This is a genomic window from Caballeronia udeis, from assembly GCF_001544555.2.
GTDB lineage: Bacteria > Pseudomonadota > Gammaproteobacteria > Burkholderiales > Burkholderiaceae > Caballeronia > Caballeronia udeis.
Window position 1 is genome coordinate 37,214 of sequence record NZ_FCOK02000047.1, and the last position, 17,645, is coordinate 54,858.

At 61.0% G+C, this 17,645-nt stretch carries 17 protein-coding genes; 3 read left to right on the plus strand and 14 right to left on the minus strand.

Annotated features, from left to right (window positions below; genetic code table 11):
• Positions 1-273: 273 nt before the first annotated feature.
• The 4 genes from nagE to nagA form a co-directional block, all read right to left on the minus strand.
• Complete coding sequence (gene nagE, locus AWB69_RS27985) at positions 274-2,040, minus strand: N-acetylglucosamine-specific PTS transporter subunit IIBC (RefSeq protein WP_062090084.1); 1,767 nt, start codon at positions 2,038-2,040, stop codon at positions 274-276.
• Positions 2,041-2,149: 109 nt separating this feature from the next.
• A complete protein-coding gene (ptsP, locus tag AWB69_RS27990; protein ID WP_062090085.1) occupies positions 2,150-4,741 on the minus strand; it encodes a phosphoenolpyruvate--protein phosphotransferase in 2,592 nt (863 codons plus the stop codon).
• Positions 4,742-4,755: 14 nt separating this feature from the next.
• Positions 4,756-5,763, minus strand: coding sequence for an SIS domain-containing protein (locus tag AWB69_RS27995; protein WP_062090086.1), 1,008 nt, complete (start codon positions 5,761-5,763; stop codon positions 4,756-4,758).
• The gene (gene nagA / locus AWB69_RS28000) at positions 5,756-6,859 is read right to left on the minus strand and encodes an N-acetylglucosamine-6-phosphate deacetylase (protein WP_062090087.1); all 1,104 of its coding nucleotides are present in this window, start codon (positions 6,857-6,859) and stop codon (positions 5,756-5,758) included. Before nagA ends, AWB69_RS27995 begins: the two co-directional genes overlap by 8 nt.
• 674 nt (positions 6,860-7,533) lie before the next feature.
• Here nagA and AWB69_RS28005 point away from each other — a divergent pair.
• Both AWB69_RS28005 and AWB69_RS28010 read left to right on the plus strand, forming a co-directional pair.
• The gene (locus AWB69_RS28005; RefSeq protein ID WP_062090088.1) at positions 7,534-8,445 is read left to right on the plus strand and encodes a bifunctional helix-turn-helix transcriptional regulator/GNAT family N-acetyltransferase; all 912 of its coding nucleotides are present in this window, start codon (positions 7,534-7,536) and stop codon (positions 8,443-8,445) included.
• 68 nt (positions 8,446-8,513) lie between these two features.
• Complete coding sequence (locus AWB69_RS28010) at positions 8,514-8,804, plus strand: YciI family protein (RefSeq protein ID WP_062090089.1); 291 nt, start codon at positions 8,514-8,516, stop codon at positions 8,802-8,804.
• A gap of 126 nt (positions 8,805-8,930) precedes the next feature.
• On the opposite strand, the gene AWB69_RS28015 is transcribed toward AWB69_RS28010, so the two are convergent.
• The 5 genes from AWB69_RS28015 to AWB69_RS28035 all read right to left on the minus strand — a co-directional run bounded on the left by AWB69_RS28015 (position 8,931) and on the right by AWB69_RS28035 (position 13,276).
• On the minus strand, positions 8,931-9,530 hold the full coding sequence (locus AWB69_RS28015; RefSeq protein WP_062090090.1) for an SCO family protein: 600 nt from the start codon (positions 9,528-9,530) through the stop codon (positions 8,931-8,933).
• Entirely contained in the window at positions 9,527-10,432 is a 906-nt protein-coding gene (gene cyoE / locus AWB69_RS28020; protein WP_062090091.1) for a heme o synthase, read from the minus strand. The genes AWB69_RS28015 and cyoE overlap by 4 nt, the downstream gene beginning before the upstream one ends.
• A 6-nt stretch (positions 10,433-10,438) precedes the next feature.
• Complete coding sequence (locus AWB69_RS28025; RefSeq protein WP_062090092.1) at positions 10,439-11,584, minus strand: COX15/CtaA family protein; 1,146 nt, start codon at positions 11,582-11,584, stop codon at positions 10,439-10,441.
• Positions 11,585-11,642: 58 nt separating this feature from the next.
• The gene (locus tag AWB69_RS28030) at positions 11,643-12,299 is read right to left on the minus strand and encodes an SCO family protein (protein WP_062090093.1); all 657 of its coding nucleotides are present in this window, start codon (positions 12,297-12,299) and stop codon (positions 11,643-11,645) included.
• A gap of 233 nt (positions 12,300-12,532) precedes the next feature.
• Entirely contained in the window at positions 12,533-13,276 is a 744-nt protein-coding gene (locus tag AWB69_RS28035) for an SURF1 family protein (protein WP_062090094.1), read from the minus strand.
• Between the two features lie 99 nt (positions 13,277-13,375).
• On the opposite strand from AWB69_RS28035, the gene AWB69_RS28040 reads away from it, so the two are divergent.
• The gene (locus AWB69_RS28040) at positions 13,376-13,585 is read left to right on the plus strand and encodes a twin transmembrane helix small protein (RefSeq protein WP_047895574.1); all 210 of its coding nucleotides are present in this window, start codon (positions 13,376-13,378) and stop codon (positions 13,583-13,585) included.
• Positions 13,586-13,877: 292 nt separating this feature from the next.
• Here the strand turns inward: AWB69_RS28040 and AWB69_RS28045 are convergent, their stop codons facing one another.
• The 5 genes from AWB69_RS28045 to ctaD form a co-directional block, all read right to left on the minus strand.
• Positions 13,878-14,735 carry a cytochrome c oxidase subunit 3 gene (locus tag AWB69_RS28045; protein WP_062090095.1) on the minus strand — a complete coding sequence of 286 codons (858 nt, stop codon included), beginning with the start codon at positions 14,733-14,735 and terminating at the stop codon, positions 13,878-13,880.
• An 88-nt stretch (positions 14,736-14,823) separates the two neighbouring features.
• Positions 14,824-15,030: a DUF2970 domain-containing protein gene (locus tag AWB69_RS28050; RefSeq protein ID WP_062090096.1), complete on the minus strand. Its 207-nt coding sequence runs from the start codon at positions 15,028-15,030 to the stop codon at positions 14,824-14,826.
• A gap of 77 nt (positions 15,031-15,107) precedes the next feature.
• On the minus strand, positions 15,108-15,680 hold the full coding sequence (locus AWB69_RS28055) for a cytochrome c oxidase assembly protein (RefSeq protein ID WP_075644003.1): 573 nt from the start codon (positions 15,678-15,680) through the stop codon (positions 15,108-15,110).
• A gap of 4 nt (positions 15,681-15,684) precedes the next feature.
• Positions 15,685-15,825, minus strand: a complete 141-nt coding sequence (locus AWB69_RS49650; protein WP_231937264.1) for a cytochrome oxidase small assembly protein — start codon at positions 15,823-15,825, stop codon at positions 15,685-15,687.
• 107 nt (positions 15,826-15,932) lie between these two features.
• Entirely contained in the window at positions 15,933-17,558 is a 1,626-nt protein-coding gene (gene ctaD / locus AWB69_RS28065) for a cytochrome c oxidase subunit I (protein ID WP_062090098.1), read from the minus strand.
• Positions 17,559-17,645: the final 87 nt, after the last annotated feature.

The window sequence follows — 17,645 nt, forward strand, 5'->3', positions numbered from 1 at the left end:
GCTGCCAGGTTTACTGGCGTTACCAAAACGCCTTCAACATAAAAGTAGAACAAACACGGTATTCGTTTCGAATCTTTTATTAATTAGACTTACTTATTATTTTCCACGCAAAGAATAAACCCGGTTCGTGACTTTCGCCAGACCGGGTCTTGAAATATCTAAAAGGATTTGAGGCTGTGCGAACTCATCGTTGCAGATGAGTTCGCATTGCTGGCGGCTTGTTCTTGGCCGGGCTTTCAGAGCCGGCCATCGCCGCATGGTTGCGGGCCTGGCTTAGGCCGGCAATGGCGCCGTGCCGCTGCCCGGCGAAAGGCGCTTCGCCATGGTATCGGCGTAACGTTGCGCCGCATTGCCCACGACGATGTGGAACGTATCGGCGGAAACCCACGCTACGTCGAGCGCAGACAAGCGCTGACGATCCACCGACGACGGATCGCGCACCACTACCCGCAGCCGCGTTGCAGCGACAGCATCGAGCGACGCTACATTGGTCGCACCACCGAACACTGCGAGCCAGCGTACCGGATCGGGATCGAGCGGGCCTTGTTCGCCTGGGGCGACAGCGGCCAGGGGAGCTGCAGCCGGAGCCGATGAAGCAGCCGTTGCGCCACGTGTGGACGTACGTTCGAGTTCGGTGCGGATTTCATCGGAGATGAGATCGGCTTCCGGCCCGATGATGACCTGCACACTCGTCGGGCCACGCTTCAACACACCACGAGCACCAATCGACTTCAACTCGGGTTCCGAAACCTTCGCCGAATCCACCACGGAAAGACGCAGACGGGTCGTGCAGGCATCGACGAGCGTCAGATTCGACGCACCGCCCAAAGCAGCGATGTAACGTACTGCACGCGGCACCGTAGCGCCGGCGGTCGGGGAAACAAAACCCGTGTTGTCATACGACTCAACTTCTGCATCGGTCGTAGCGGGCTCACGGCCCGGCGTCGCCATGTTGAACTTGCGGATGAAGAAGCGGAACAGCCCGTAGTAAACGAGTCCGTAGACCAGGCCGACCGGAATCGCCAGCCAGCCGCGCTGCGAAAGCCCGTAGTTCAGCACGTAGTCGATCGCCCCAGCCGAGAATGTGAAGCCGAGGTGAATGCCCAACGCCGAGCAGATCGCAAGCGACAGGCCCGTCAGCACCGCGTGGATTGCATACAGCACCGGTGCAAGGAACATGAAGGTGTATTCGATCGGCTCGGTCACGCCCGTCAGGAACGCGGTCAGCGCCATCGAGAAAAGCAAGCCGCCCACCATTGCGCGGCGTTCCTTCGGTGCTTCATGGAACATGGCCAGACACGCTGCCGGCAAGCCGAACATCATGATCGGGAAGAAGCCCGTCATGAAGCCGCCCGCGGTTTTATCGCCGGCAAAGAAGCGATGCAAATCGCCCGTCACCGCCGCGCCGCCGCCCGGGGGCGTGTACGAGCCGAACACGAACCATGCAAGCGAGTTGATGATGTGGTGCAGACCCGTCACCAGCAGGATCCGGTTCAGTACGCCGAACACGAACACGCCGAGTGCGCCTGCGCCGGTCAGCCAGCCGCCGGCTGCATCAATGGCCGCCTGGACCGGTGCCCAGACATAGCCAAGTATGATGCCGAGCACCAGACAGGTCACCCCCGTGACAATCGGCACGAAGCGTTTCCCTCCAAAGAACGCGAGGTACTCAGGCAGCTTGATGTCTTTGTACTTGTTGTAGAGATACCCGGCCACGCAACCCGCAAGAATCCCCGACAGCACGCCCATGTTGAGCTTGTCGTTGATGTCCTTCATCACCGCGATTTCGATCAGGTAACCGATCGCACCTGCCAGACCGGCCGTACCGTTATTGTCCTTCGCAAAACCAACCGCCACGCCGATGGCGAACAAGAGTGGCAGGTTTGAAAAGATCGTATCGCCCGCGTCGGCGATCATCTTGATGTTGAAGACATCCGGCTGGCCGAGGCGCAATAGCAGCCCGGCCACCGGTAGCACGGCAATCGGCAGCATCAGCGCGCGGCCGAGACGCTGCATTCTTGCAAACAGGTTGGCGTCCATCAGGTTCTCCAGAGATAAGTGTCTTGTCGTTGATCGTGTTGTTGCGACATGTTGTCGATCGAAGCTTTTTTTACTAATGAACGCGAAGGCTGGCTACCGGACGGACGTGTTAGTCCAGCGGCCAGATTTCGCGGCTTGCTGCTCTTACTGCCTGTGCTGATTCGAGCGCCAAGGCATCCTCAGCGCGCTGACGGCACAGTGGGTAATCGAGTTTGCGCACGAGCGCCTTGATGCCGGGAACCGAAACCGGGTCCACCGACAACTCCGTCACGCCAAGGCCCACGAGCAAGGGCACGGCAACCGGATCTCCGCCCAACGCGCCGCACACACCGACCCATTTGCCGTGTTTGGCGGCGCCGTCGGTCGCTGCCTTGATCAGGCGCAGCACGGCGGGATGCAAACCGTCGGCTTGAGCGGCGAGATCGGGCTGGCAACGGTCCATGGCGAGCGTGTATTGCGTGAGATCGTTTGTGCCGATGGACAGGAAATCCGCGTGTCGCGCGAGTTGATCGGCCAGCAGCGCCGCCGACGGCACTTCGATCATCACGCCCACCTGAATAGGATCGGTCCGGCCGATTTCCGCGGCGAGTTCGTCAATGCGCTTTCTCAGGCGCACGAGTTCGCCGGAATCGGTGACCATTGGCAGCAGGATGCGCACCGTGCCGAACGGCTTCACCGCGAGCAGACCACGCAACTGGTCGTCGAGGAGATCAGGGCGCACCTGCGCCAGGCGAATGCCGCGCAAGCCCAGCGCCGGGTTTGTTTCCGGCGGCAGCGTGAGGTAATCGACTTCCTTGTCCGCACCCACGTCAAGCGTACGGATGATTGCCGTGCGTCCGTTCAGCGCTCCCACGATGGATTGATAGCTTTCGCGATGTTCGTCTGCCGTCGGGGCCGACTGGCGGTGAATGAACAACAACTCCGTGCGCAGGAGGCCAACGGCATCGGCGCCGTTATCGACGGCGGTTTTTGCGTCGTCGAGTGTCGCGATGTTCGCCGCGACTTCGATCGTGCGGCCGTCGCTCGTGGCCGCCGCTTCCTGCGACGTGCGCCGGTTCACCTCACGCACGCCCGCGAGACGCTGGCGCTCAAGACGTGCACGTTCCACATCGAGTTCGGTCGGTGCGTACTCGAGGCGTCCCGCGGTGGCGTCGACCACGACCTGCGTGCCGTCGGGAATCGCGTGCAATGCGTCACCCACCGCGACCAGCGCCGGAATGCCGATCTGACGCGCGATGATCGCCGCGTGAGACGTCGCGCCGCCGCGTGCCATCAACAGCGCGGTCACGCGTGTGCGGTCGAGCGACGACAGGTCCGAAGGGGTGAATTCATCGGCGGCGAGAACGGCTTCGTCGGGCAATTCACGCGCTGCCGTGTTCGTATAACCGAGCGCGCGCAGCACACGTTTTTCGATATCGCGAAGATCCGCAGCGCGCTCGGCGAGCAACGCATCTTCAATAGACGACAGCAACACGATCTGCGCGCGAATCGCTTCGCGCCACGCAAATCCGGCGCTCTTGCCGAGGCTGATCAGGTCGCGCGCGGCGTCGAGCAGCGTCGGATCTTCCAGCAACACGCGATGCACCGCGAAAATCCCCGCTTCACCGACTGCACCGCGTTGCGAAGCAGTGCGTACGGTTTCGGCCAGTTCCGCATCGATGCTGGCAATGGCTTTGTCCAGCAAGTGGCTTTCCGCGGCCGATTGACCGGTTGCCTGTTCAGGCGGCGTAATGTCGTTATCGTCCCAGCGCACGAGTTTGCCGACTGCAACACCCGGCGATGCGCACACACCGGCAATGGTGTTGGGATCAAGCGGTTTGCCGGGATCGCGTGCTGCAGCGATGGGCGCGGGCGATTGCGTGCGCGCCGGTTTCTCCTCCACCTCACCATGCGCTTCGCGCAGCAATTCCGCCGCGACCCCTTCAACCGCGGCAGCCGCTTGCGCGCCGACACCAAGCAGTTCGATAGTCGCACCTTCACCGGCGCCAAGCCCAAGCAAACCGACCACGCTTTCAATGGGCGACTTGCGGCCGTTGAAGCGCACTTCCACCTTGGCGTCGAAACCACGTGCCGCTTCGCGGGCGCGAGCCGCAGGCCGCGCGTGCAAACCACCGGCATGCGCGAGCGTCACGCTACGGCGCGCTTCGTCGGTGAAATTCGAATCGCTGCGGGCCGCATCTGCTTTCGCGCCGCCCTTGCCGCGCAGCACCAGCAACTGGCTTTCGCCTGCCTTCAGCATGCCGCGGCCAGCCCGGTCGACAATCTCGAACGCGTCGCTATTGGCAATCGCAATCACGGAAACGAGGCTCGGTGCGTGCTGGGCAACGTAGTCCGCGTCGAATTCGATCAGCACCTGGCCTGTGCGCACGCTCGCGCCCTGCTCGACCTTCGGCGTAAAACCTTTACCTGCAAGCTCAACCGTATCGATTCCGATATGCACCAGGATTTCCGCGCCTTGCGGCGTGCGCAGCGTCACCGCGTGATGGGTACGCGCGAGGTGTGTGATGACGCCATCACAGGGCGAGAGCAGCAAACCTCCAAGCGGATCGATACCAATACCATCGCCGAACATGCCGTCCGCAAACACAGGATCGGGGACATCGGCGAGCGGCACCATCGGGCCGGTGAACGGCGCAAGCAACACGAAATCGTTCGGGTTTTCAGGGGAATGATTCAACAGGGACTCCTCGGCACGGCGCATCGGATGACTCTCGATTAACGGGTTTCGGTGACTTTGGCCAGATGGCGCGGCGCGTCGGGATTGCGCCCGCGCGCGGCAGCCAGGGCATCGGCCATCACATAGAAAGACAGGATCGCGGCGATCGGATCGAGCGCGAAATGGGCTGTCTCAACGAGGGGCAACGTGGCTTCGGGCACGTCCGCGGGTGCGGCGAGCAACACGCGTGCGCCACGCGCGCGCATATCGCGGGCAAGCTGGATCAACCCGGCCTGTTCCGGACCGCGCGGCGCGAACACGAGCAACGGATAGTCCTCGCCGATGAGTTCCATCGGACCATGCCGCACTTCCGCGCTCGAGAACGCTTCGGCTTGTATTCCCGATGTTTCCTTCAACTTGAGCGCCGCTTCCTGCGCAATCGCGAGACCAAGACCACGGCCGATCACAATCATGCGGTCGACGTTTTTCAGTTCATCGACGGCGTGCGACCAATCGAGCTTGCCCGCCGCGCGCAAGGCGTCCGGCAGCGTTTTCAGCGCGCCCAGCAACTCGACATCTTTCTGCACGTGCGCGATCACGATCGCCGACAACGACAACATCGCGATATAGCTTTTCGTCGCGGCCACCGACAATTCCGGGCCGGCCAGCAGCGGCAGGCTCCACTCGCACGCTTCGGCGAGCGGCGAACCGGGCACGTTGACAGCGGCAACAGTCAGTGCGCCGGCGGCACGCAACGCCTGCATGGTGCCGACCAGATCGGGGCTCTTGCCCGACTGGGAAAACGCCACGGCCAATTGGCCCTTCACGCGCAACGGCGCTTGCTGCAGGGTCGCAACCGACATGGGTAACGACGCAACCGGCACGCCGATCCGGCTCATCGTGAGGCCTGCGAAGTAACTGGCGGCGTGATCCGACGAACCGCGCGCGACGGTCAGAGCAACATGGCGCGGCTCTTCGGCGAGCCGTGCGGCGAGTGCTTCAATGTGGGAAGTGTCGGCTAGCTGGGCAGCCACCACGTCGGCGGAAGCCAGCGCCTCATCAAGCATATTCGACAATTGATTCACCCTCTACATAAGTTGCCGTCAACGCGAGTTCGCGATCGAATACAACGAGGTCCGCCCACGCACCGCGCGCGATCCGGCCCCGGTCTTCAAGGCCGAGGTAATCGGCGGCGTAGCGTGACAGGCGATTGGAAACGTCCGCCATCGGCAGGCCGATGGAGACAAGATTGCGCAGCGCCTGATCCATGGTCAGCGTGCTGCCTGCGAGCGTGCCGTCGGCGAGACGCACGCCGCCCATGCACTTCGTCACGTGCTGGCTGCCCAGGCGATATTCGCCGTCGGGCATGCCCGCCGCCGAGGTGCTGTCGGTGACCACATACAGGCGCGGAATGGCGCGCAGCGCGGCGCGGATCGCACCGGGATGCACGTGTATGAGATCGGGGATCAGTTCGGCATACTCGGCATGCGCGAGCGCCGCGCCTACCACGCCGGGATTGCGGTGAAGCAGCGGCGACATGGCGTTGAACAAGTGCGTGAAGCCGCGTGCGCCGTGTTTGAGCGCATTGACCGCGTCGTCGTAAGTAGCGAGCGAATGGCCCACTTGCACACGTACGCCGCGCGCCGCCATTTCCTGGATCACTTCAATATGCCCGGAGATTTCCGGAGCGATGGTCACCACGCGGATGGGCGCGAGCGACAAGTACTTCAGCACTTCGTCCCGGACGGCAACCGCGGCCGCGTCCGGCTGCGCGCCAAGCTTGCCGGGATTGATATACGGTCCTTCCAGATGCACGCCGAGCACGCGGGCACCGCCTGACGCGCGGCGGATGGATTGTTCGCCCAGGCCCTTGACGACCGCCATGAGTTCGTCGCGCGGAGCGGTCATGGTGGTGGCGAGCATGCTGGTGGTGCCATGCTTCGCGTGCTCGCGTGCAACAGTGGTCGCGGCGTCGCCGCCTTCCATGATGTCCGCGCCGCCGCCGCCGTGCACATGGCAGTCGACGAAGCCCGGCAAGATGTACGGGGCATCATTGGTCTTCGGGTCCACGCGCGCGCCTTCGAGCGCGGTCACCCGTCCGTTCGCAAACTCGATCGAGCCGTATATCCAGCCGTCGGTCGTCAGGATGTTTCCTTTCAGCATGAATCTCTCTCGTGAAACGTACCGCTTAACGCGCATTACACGCGCTGGTGGCGCGCGCTGCGCGCGTGATGAAGCTCCATCAACCGTCGCACCTGCTGCGAGCAGGCCGGAAGCTGCCGATGAAATGTTTCCCCGGTGACTTCCCGCAATGGCGTTTTTCGCTTCTGGAATTGTTTTTCGACGCCTGTTTCGACGTCTCGCCGGTCCGGTAGCAGAGGGACTCTGGCGCGATGCTTACCGCACGAACAGCACTGGAACAGGATGCCAGCCGGACACCTTGATTGACCCTTTGCGACCATTTTTTACGATCGTTTAACGAAGCGATTGTGCATAACAATGGTCACTAAACCGACGTCTTTGGCGAGCCCATTATATAACCAAAATAATACCAGTCAATTTTCAAAATCAATTGCCACTTACTCAACAAACTTGTTAATTATCAATAAGTTGAACGCATCTCAAATATATTTCAGGATCGCTTTGGTATCAGTAATTACCCTTGAATGCAGCCCACTTCAACGCGTCTGATCTACACACTATAGACGCCCTCCGGCCACCGCAAGAGGTCTCGGCCGGGCATTTATGCACGATCATGCTTTTATTCGGCACAATAGCTTCGATCGATTCGCCGGGAGAAATGGCGAGCGGCATAAAAACGAGAGAGCGAGGCGGATATGGTCAATTCCTTGAGCGACGGCCTGACGGATGCGGTGCGCCGCTTCCAATGGTTTTATGCGTGCCATGTCAGGGCGCCGCATGAGCTGGTCGAGCACAGCGCGCTGTCGCTGACAGAAATGCGTGTGCTCTTTGCTGTCATGCATGGCGGCGCATGTACGGCGGCGGATATCTCGCGCACGCTCGGACTCGATACCGGTTACCTGAGCCGGATGCTGACGCAATTCGAGCGCAGCGGACTGATTGAGAGGCGTCCCTGTTCCGGCGATGCCCGCAGCACCCAGGTTTCATTGACCGCAGCCGGAGAAACAGGACTGTCCACCGCAAGCGCACACGTGCGCGACGACGTATCGACCACGCTGGACGCCATGACACCGGGCGAACGCGCGCAACTGATCGCATCGATGGGATATGTCCAGCGCCTGCTCTCGCCTCCCGCCGACGCGCCGCAAGTCCGGCTGCGTGGCCCGAGACCGGGGGATTTCGGCTGGATCGTCGAGCGCGAGGCGCAACTCGCCCCCGGCGGGACACATGCGCAGCGCGAACGGGAAACTCGCACAGCAATGGTCGTAGCGGATTACCTGACCGCACCTGATCCGCTTCGCAACGGGTGCTGGATCGCCGAGCAAGACGGCGTCAGCGTAGGCGCGAGCCTGCTGATAGGCGTGTCAGCCGGGAGCGCACGGCTCGCGGCGTTGTTTGTGGAACCGGGGGTGAGGCGCGGCAGTATCGCCCGCCGGCTGATCAAAGCCTGCGTAGCGTTTGCCACGGAGTCCGGGTACGGCCGCGTTGTCTGCGCGACCGATTTGAACCCCGTTTCGGTTGCACCTTTTCTCCGGCCGTTCGGTTTCGAGGAACTAAGCAACCAGGGGGAATGGGAAAAGCACTTGAAAGAACCACACGCTTTTTAAAGCGGAAGCACCGAGCGCCCGTTGCAGGCTTAAGATTGAGTCCCGTTCTCCATCGATTGAAATCGCCCATGTACGTCATCCATCTACGCTACACCGGCGCGCTCGCTGAAATCGACGAAGCGCTCGACGCTCATCGCCTGTATCTCGAACGGCAGTTCGAGGCAGGCGTGTTTATCATCGCGGGACCGAAAGTACCGCGCGACGGCGGCATCATCCTGGCGGCGAGCATTGAGCGGGACCGGCTTGACGCGATCATCGCAGAAGACCCGTTCTCGCAGCAGCGGCTGGCGCACTACGACATCATCGAGTTCACAGCCACGCGGCTCGCTCCCGGGCTGAATTTGCCGCAATCGCTGTGATTGTCGGCGCGTTTCCCGAGTGACCTCCATCGAAGGTCCGGAGCGGAAATCTGCCATGAAAAAAGCCGTTTCAACGCGAGTTGAAACGGCCTTTGCGTAAGCGTGTAACCAGTAGCAGGCGTCGGCCTAGTCGAGCAACAACTTCAGATCGTGTACCCATGTATCCACGCCCTGCCCGTCGCGTGCAAACAACCTGAGCCTGCCTTGCGGGTCGAAGACATAACTCGCGGCCGTATGGTCCATGGTGTATTCACCGGCCGTCTTGCCCGGGACCTGCGCGTAATAGACGCGAAAATCCTTCGTGATCTTGACCAGTTCCGGCGTGTCGGCAGGGCGCAAACCGATGAACGTCGGGCTGAACGCCGACACATATTCACCCAGCAACGGCGCTGTGTCGCGTGCGGGATCGACGGTGACCATCAGCACTTGAACGCGCTTGGCGTCATCACCGAGTTTTTGCAACGCCTGCGAGAGTTCAGCGAGCGTGGTCGGGCACACGTCCGGGCAATGGGTATAGCCGAAGAACAGTACAACGGCCTTGCCTTTGAAGTCACCCAGCGTACGCGTCTTGCCGCTGGTGTCGGGCAACGAAAAATCGCTGCCGAACTGCGTGTTGCCCGTGATGTCGAGATTCGTGAACGCGGGTTTGCTGTCGCATCCTGCGAGCAGTACGGCGGCCAAAACGAATCCCAACCAGACAGCGATCCCTCGAACTGAAAACTTCATAAACCGATCACCGTGCGCACGTAATGATCCACGAGAAGCGCGCCGAACAGCAGCGACAAATACACGATGGAAAACCGAAAGGTCTTGCGCGCGAGAGCATCGGAATATTCACGATAAATCTTCCACGCATACCCGAGGAAAACGCCGCCGAGCACAACGGCCGAGGCCAGATAGAGCAGACCGCTCATGCCGGAGATAAACGGCATCATGGTCACGACAAACAGGATCACCGTGTACAGGAAGATATGCAGGCGCGTGTATTTCTCGCCGTGCGTATTCGGCAGCATCGGCAAGCCGGCGTTCTCGTAGTCCTTGCGCCTGTACAGCGCCAGCGCCCAGAAGTGCGGCGGCGTCCAAACGAAGATGATCAGGACAAGAATCCACGCGTCACCGGGCACATGGCCCGTGACGGCTGCCCAGCCAAGCGCCGGCGGCATGGCGCCCGACGCACCGCCGATCACGATGTTCTGCGGCGTCGCGGGTTTCAGCAGGCACGTATAGATCACCGCATAGCCGACGAACGTCGCGATTGTCAGCCACATGGTCAGCGCATTCGTGAACGTGTAGAGCGTCCACATGCCCGCGCCGCCGAGCACCGCTGAAAACAGCAGGATCTGGGCCCGCGTGATCTCGCCGCGTGCGGAGGGACGCCACGCGGTGCGACGCATCATGGCGTCGATCTTTTGCTCCATCAGGCAATTGATGGCGAACGCGGCGCCGGCCAGCAGCCAGATGCCCACGGTTCCGCCGATCAGCACGGTCCACGGCACCATGCCGGGCGTGGACAGGAACATGCCGATGACCGCGCAGAAAACCGCGAGTTGCGTGACGCGCGGTTTGGTCAACGCGATGTACTGCGAGAGACGGTTACCGGAGGGGGAAATTAGTGTCGTGCTGTCCATAGAAACTCACGGAGCTTGGCGCGGGAGTGATGCGGGAACGGCGTCGCGCGGGGCGGTGGCAGACGGCCACACAACGTGGCCGGGACGGCTGGAAGAGATTCGAAAGTTTACCATAACGAGCAACAGCAAAAGGATGGCCGCCCCGCCGTTGTGCGCCACGGCAATAGGCAGCGGCCACTGCAGCAGGATATTCGACAATCCCGTCAGGAACTGCACGACGATCACGATCATGATGCCGTTAGCGGGTTTTCTCAACGACTCAAATCGCCGCAGCTTCGCTGCGAGCCACAACGTGTATAGCACGACGACGATCGCAAAGGTCCGGTGGGTCCAGTGAATCGCGACCAGCGCGTCCTGCGAAATGACATCGCCGTCGCCGGTCATGCCGAGCGCCCGCCACAGGTGGAAGCCGTGCTCGAAGTTCATCGGCGGAATCCAGGCGCCGTTGCACAACGGAAAGTCCGTGCAGGCGAGTACCGCGTAGTTGGTGCTGACCCAGCCGCCCAACGCGATCTGGACCACCAGCAGCAATAATCCGACGAGCGCAGCGGGCTGCCACCGAGCGGCGGCGGGATCGATCGCCGGAATCGGCGTCTGGCGCGCGGCCAGCCAGCCGAGCGAGCCGAGCAACGCCAGCCCGAGCAACAGATGCGTGGTCACAATCACCGGCTGCAGCTTCATGGTGACCGTCCAGGCGCCGAACGCACCCTGCACCACGATCAGCATCAGGATCCCGGTCGGCCACCACGGCGACACGTGCAACGGCCTGCGCTTGAAACGCGCTGTCCACGCAATCAGAACCTGCGCGATGATCAACACGCCGATTGCCATCGCGAAATAGCGGTGGATCATTTCAATCCACGCCTTGCCGATACTCACCGGCCCTGTCGGCATTGCCTGATGGGCGGCGGTAATGGCCGCATGCGCAATAAACGGCGACGACGTGCCGTAACAGCCCGGCCAGTCGGGGCAACCAAGGCCCGAATCGGTCAGCCGCGTGAAACCGCCGAACATCACCAGGTCGAGCGTCAGGAACGTGGTGAGCCAGACGAGCTTGCGAAATTTGTTGTCATCGGCTTTCACCCACACGTACGAAAGCGGCAACAACGCAATGCAGATGCCGATCAACCCGAGCTGTAAAACGTAAGTCATGCGTGCACTGTCCTCAACTCGCCTTTGGTTCTTTCCTTCATTGGTGCTTGGTCCGTCCTTAGCCGATCCGCGACCACTTCAGCAGCTTCGCAAGATCCGCCTTGATCTTCTCCGGTTCCGGATCCTTGGGGAAACGCATCATCAGGTTGCCATTGGGGTCGACCAGGAAAATGTGGTCGGTGAGTTGTGAATCGGCGCCCGCCGGGAGCCACGCCGCCACCGCTTTGGGATCGGCGACCAGCATGCGCGTGTCCGGCTGCGGATAAGCGGTGCGAATCACACTCGAAACCGGTTTGTCATCGGTCCGAAGCCACACGTTGACCACCCGGTCGCGCTCAGCTGATTGCAGCACGCGCACCTGCCGCATGAAGAACAGACGCGTGACGCATTGCTCGTTGCAGTCGCTGCTGTTGACCGTGACCATCAGCCATTTCCCGCGCAAGGCGCTGAGCGGCATCGGCTTGCCTTGTTCGTCGGTGACGACGAGTTGGTCGGGAATCGGGCGCTGCGGCTCGATCAGCGCACCGTAGCTCGTCGTGCCGCCGGTCGGCTTGACCACGTAGTACATGAAATAGGACGCGATGACCGGCGCAGCGCACACGGCGGCAAGCAGGAGCAGCATCCAGCGCCCCTTGTTCCATGAGCCGGATGTGCGTTGCTGCTGCTGGGCACGCGCCTTGTGGATAGCTGACGCGGACGGTCGGGGAGTTTGCATGGACAAAATGTTGCCTCTATTCGTTGGCGGCATCGCGGACTCAATGTCCACGCGATGCGATCGTTCAAGCGTACGGCGCCAGCTTCATGGCTGCCGGTCGGAACCGGTTTTCGGCCTGGTGCGTCTGCTTGCTGCTGCTTGCTGCTGCTTGCTGCATGTTCCGCCAAGCCTTGCTGCCGCGAAAGCCCAGTCGTCCTTTTCAGGTCGGACCCGCCGCTATCAAGCTTATCGGATCAGACCTTCCCATCAATTGTTTCCTGAGCAGGCTGTCCGGTGCTGTCTTTCTTCGCCGCGCGCCGCGCAGCGTAGAGTCCGAATCCCAGCGCCGCGAGCGCCATGCCCCACCACTGCAGCATGTACCCGTAATTGGTGTCCACGCCCATGGTCGGCGCCGGCCAGTCGCGCACCAGCTTGTCGCCGCTGTTGTTCAATTGCTGGATCACGAACGGTTGCAGCGGCAAACCCGTTTCGGCGGCGTATTTGGCGACATCAAGATTCTGCCGAATTTTTAGTTCCGCCGCGGAACCGCCATGTCCAAGCTCAAAAGCCTGCGACGCATTCGCCCGCGCGATGCCTTCAACCTCGACTTCGCCTGCCGGCGTGTCATACGGCTCAATACCCGTGCGATCCGCCAGATTCCGCGGCAACCAGCCGCGATTCACCAGCACGACCCCGCCGCCATCCAGCTTGAGCGGCATCACGACGTAGAAACCCGGCTGGTCGTTATACGGCCGATTGTCGAGATAAACGACACGATCGGGCATGAACGTGCCACGCGCCAGCACACGATGAAACTCGATGTCCTTCAGCGCAATTGGGGTCGCGCCCACGCGCTGCACGGGTGCGTTTTCAAACGCAACAATCCGCGCGTTCAGTTGCTCTTTTTGATGCGCGCGGTCCCGCTGCCAGAAGCCAAGCCGCACCGTAACCGCCATGACGATCAGGATGATCAGCGCCGGCCAGAAACGAATTTTCATACCGCGTTTCCACCGATGAAAACCTGCACGCCCACGCGGCATGTTACCTGCGGTGCGATAATCGAAGGATCGAACTTCTTAGGCCAACTGGCTGTTTTCATGCACATATTCGTTGCCATTGCATTCATTCTCATCATCGCGAGCCTGGGTTCGGCGCTGTACTTCATGATGACCGACAAGGGCAAGACCAAGCGCATGGTGTGGTCGCTTGCCATGCGGGTCGGGCTGTCGATCTCGCTGTTCCTCTTCATCCTGTTCGCGCACTGGATGGGCTGGATTCAGTCCACCGGGATTCCGCTCGGACGCTAGGCAGGACGCTGGACATCACGTGGGTTGGGCCTTCGGTTGGGCTGTCCGTCGGCACGAAGGTTCGCCCCAAGCATCGCGGAATACTAGCTGGCCGCCAGGTTCAACGCTGCGACAAATCGGCGCATCGAAAACATTGCCTTAACATTCCGTCAGGCCCCTTCAAAAACAAAACGCCGCCCGAGTCAGGTCGAGGCGGCGCTTTGCAAAGCATCTTTTTCAATCGACTTCCTACCACGCTGCCAGACCGGATGCTGCTGGATCAACCCGCCGCATCCACCCAGCCTGCACGCGCTTACAGCCAGTACACAACCACGTACAGTCCAAGCCACACCACGTCCACGAAGTGCCAGTACCACGCAGCCCCTTCAAACGCGAAGTGATGCTCGGCCGTGAAGTGCCCGCGGATCACGCGCACGAGAACCACAGTCAGCATGGTGCCGCCGAGAAACACGTGGAAACCGTGGAAGCCCGTCAGCAGGAAGAACGTGGAACCGTACACGCCCGAAGCCAGCGTCAGGTTCAGTTCGTTATACGCGTGAAAATACTCGTAGCCCTGGCAGAACAGGAAGCAGAGGCCCAGCAGAATGGTCGCGCCCAGCCAAATAATGGTTTTGTTCCGATGATTCTCGCGCAGCGCATGGTGGGCGACCGTCAGCGTTGCACCTGAACTCAGCAGCAGCGCGGTATTGATGGTCGGCAGCGGCCACGGCGTCATGGAGCGGAAGTGCGACACCAGCCCGGCAGGACCATTGTTCGGCCATACGGCGGTGAAATCCGGCCAGATCAGCTTGTAATCGAGGCTGCCCAGTTCGTGCAGCGCAATCTGGCGCGCATAGAACAACGCACCGAAGAATGCCCCGAAGAACATCACTTCGGAGAAGATGAACCAGCTCATGCTCCATCGGTACGACAAATCCACATTCTTGCCGTACATCCCGCCTTCGGATTCCCCGATGGAGTCTCCAAACCAGTGCCACAGCGTGTACAGCAGCCAAAGCAGGCCGATGACAAACGTGATCGGCGCCCATGGTTCACCATTGACCCACGACGCCAGCGAAGCCATAGAGATCAGCAGGCCGGTGGCGGCCATGATCGGATGTCTCGACGGGTGCGGGACGAAATAGTACGGGCTTTCGTTTTGACCGCTCATTATTGATTCTCCACTTCGATCCAGTTGCTTGAAATTTTTGCTGCCATTGCCGTTGCCGCTTGATCCTTTTGCAGCCACGCCACCGGCGTTATCTCACCACCGCCCGCACCACCACCAGCAACACGACGATAAACAGCGCCGCCCCGATAACCCCGGCCGCGATCAGATGCAGCGGATTCAGCGAGGCATCGCTTTCCAGGTCACGGCGACGGCGCACGCCGAAGAACGACCAGAAAACCGCCTTCAGCAACCGAAGAAAACTGTTCTTCGGCACTTCCTTCTGTGTCTCAACCATCTCACGTCTCCGCCGCGTGCCGCGGCTTGTGTACCACCCACCTTGCCGCGCGTACTTGCCGGAAGCGCAGCCTTGGGCTATATACCGCTTCGCGACACCGCCGCGGGCGCGGTCAATTCAAAGAACGTGTACGACAACGTGATCGTTCTCACATCCTTGGGCAGCTTCGGATCCACCACGAACACCACGGGCATGCGCCGCGTCTCGTTCGGCTTCAACGTTTGCTGCGTAAAGCAAAAACACTCTATCTTCTTGAAGTACTCGGTGGCCTGCATGGGCGCGTAGCTCGGAATGGCTTGCGCCTGAACCGTACGGCTTTGCTGGTTGGTCACCTCGTACATCACCGTCATGACTTCACCCGGATGCACGTCGAGCGTGTTCTGTTCCGGCTTGAACTGCAACGGACCGCGCGCGTTAGCATCGAATTCGATGGAAATCTTGCGGCTCGTGTCGACCTGCGTATTCTTTGCTTCCCGTGCGCCCACGTCGCGCTGCACGAGATTGTTGATGCCGGTAATCGAGCAGATCGCGCGATACATGGGCACGAGCGCAAAACCAAAACCGAACATGGCCGCCGCCACGACAATCAACTTGACCATCATCGAGCGGTTGAACGCGCGATCTTCCTTGATCTCCTCAGGCGTCGACACTTCCCTACCCTCTCGAGCGCACGTATTGATCAATGATCGCGGCCAGGCAAAACGCCAAGGCCACCGCTACCAGGATCAGACCGAGCCGCTTGTTGCTCGCCCGGATTTGCTCGGGCATGCGTTGCTTCTGTGAATTCCGGGTCATCCGTTCAGGTTTTATTCCGCTAGTCATGCGCTTCGCTGTCATTGTCCTGCGCGGCACGCGTCCCGTATTGCTTCGATATCAACGCAACGGGACACGCTGCCGGTGCTTCACTCGACGTGTGGCGGCTGCTCGAACGTGTGGAACGGAGCCGGGCTCGGCACAGTCCATTCCAGACCTTCGGCGCCGTCCCACGGCTTGTCGTCCGCTTTCTCCAGTTCACCGCCGCCGCGATACGCCGGCAACGCTACCGCGAACAGGAAGTACACCTGCGCCAGACCGAAACCAAACGCGCCGATAGTCGCCACCTGGTTGAAGTCCGTGAACTGCGCCGGGTAATCCGCATAACGGCGCGGCATGCCGGCGAGGCCCAGGAAGTGCATCGGGAAGAAGGTGATGTTGAAGAAAATCATGGACGCCCAGAAGTGGATCTTGCCGCGCGTCTCGTTGTACATCCAGCCGGTCCACTTCGGCGACCAGTAATACCACCCGGAGAAGAGCGCGAACAGCGACCCCGCCACCAGCACGTAGTGGAAGTGCGCCACCACGTAATAAGTCCCGTGCATCTGGATATCAAGCGGCGCCATGGACAGGATCAGGCCCGTGAAACCACCCATGGTGAACACGAACAGGAAGCCGATGGCGAACAGCATGGGCGTTTCGAAGGTCAACGAACCGCGCCACATGGTCGCGACCCAGTTGAACACCTTAACGCCGGTCGGCACCGCGATCAGCATGGTCGCGTACATGAAGAACAGCTGGCCCGTCACCGGCATGCCAGTGGCGAACATGTGGTGCGCCCAGACCATGAACGAGAGGATCGCGATGGACGACGTGGCGTACACCATCGAGCTATAGCCGAACAAAGGCTTGCGCGAGAACGCCGGGATCACCTGCGACACGATCCCGAACGCCGGCAAGATCATGATGTACACCTCGGGATGCCCGAAGAACCAGAAAATATGCTGGTACATCACCGGATCGCCGCCGCCCGCTGCATTGAAGAACGACGTGCCGAAGTGGCGATCGAACAGCACCATGGTGATCGCGCCTGCCAGCACCGGCATCACGGCAATCAGCAGGTAGGCGGTGATCAGCCAGGTCCAGCAGAACATCGGCATCTTCATCAGCGTCATGCCGGGCGCGCGCATGTTCAGGATCGTCACGACGATATTGATACCGCCCATGATCGACGACGCACCCATCAGGTGGATCGCGAAAATGGCGAAGTCCATGCCCGGGCCCATCTGCGTGGAGAGCGGCGCGTACAGCGTCCAGCCGGCAGCGGTTGCGCCACCGGGAACGAAGAACGACGTGATCAGCAGGATGGCGGCCACCGGCAGCAGCCAGAAGCTGAAGTTGTTCATCCGCGCGAAGGCCATGTCGGACGCGCCAATCTGCAGCGGAATCTGCCAGTTCGCGAAACCGACGAACGCCGGCATGATCGCGCCGAACACCATGATCAGGCCGTGCATGGTGGTCAACTGGTTGAAGAACTCGGGACGCATGATCTGCAGGCCCGGCTCAAAGAGCTCGGCGCGGATCATCAGCGCCATCACGCCCCCTGACAGGAACATGATGAACGAGAACAACAGGTACAAGGTACCGATGTCCTTGTGGTTCGTCGCGAACAGCCAGCGACGCCAGCCGTACGGCAGTTCGTGCGCATGCTCATCGTGATCATGAGCGTGGCCATGGTCGTGGCCCGCGGTTACATCGTGTCCGATGCTAGACATGACAATCTCCTAAAGCGAATACTGCGGCACTTGGGTGTACGCTACGCCAGCTTCCTTTCAGAAGGAAGCTGGCCGGATGGGTACGAC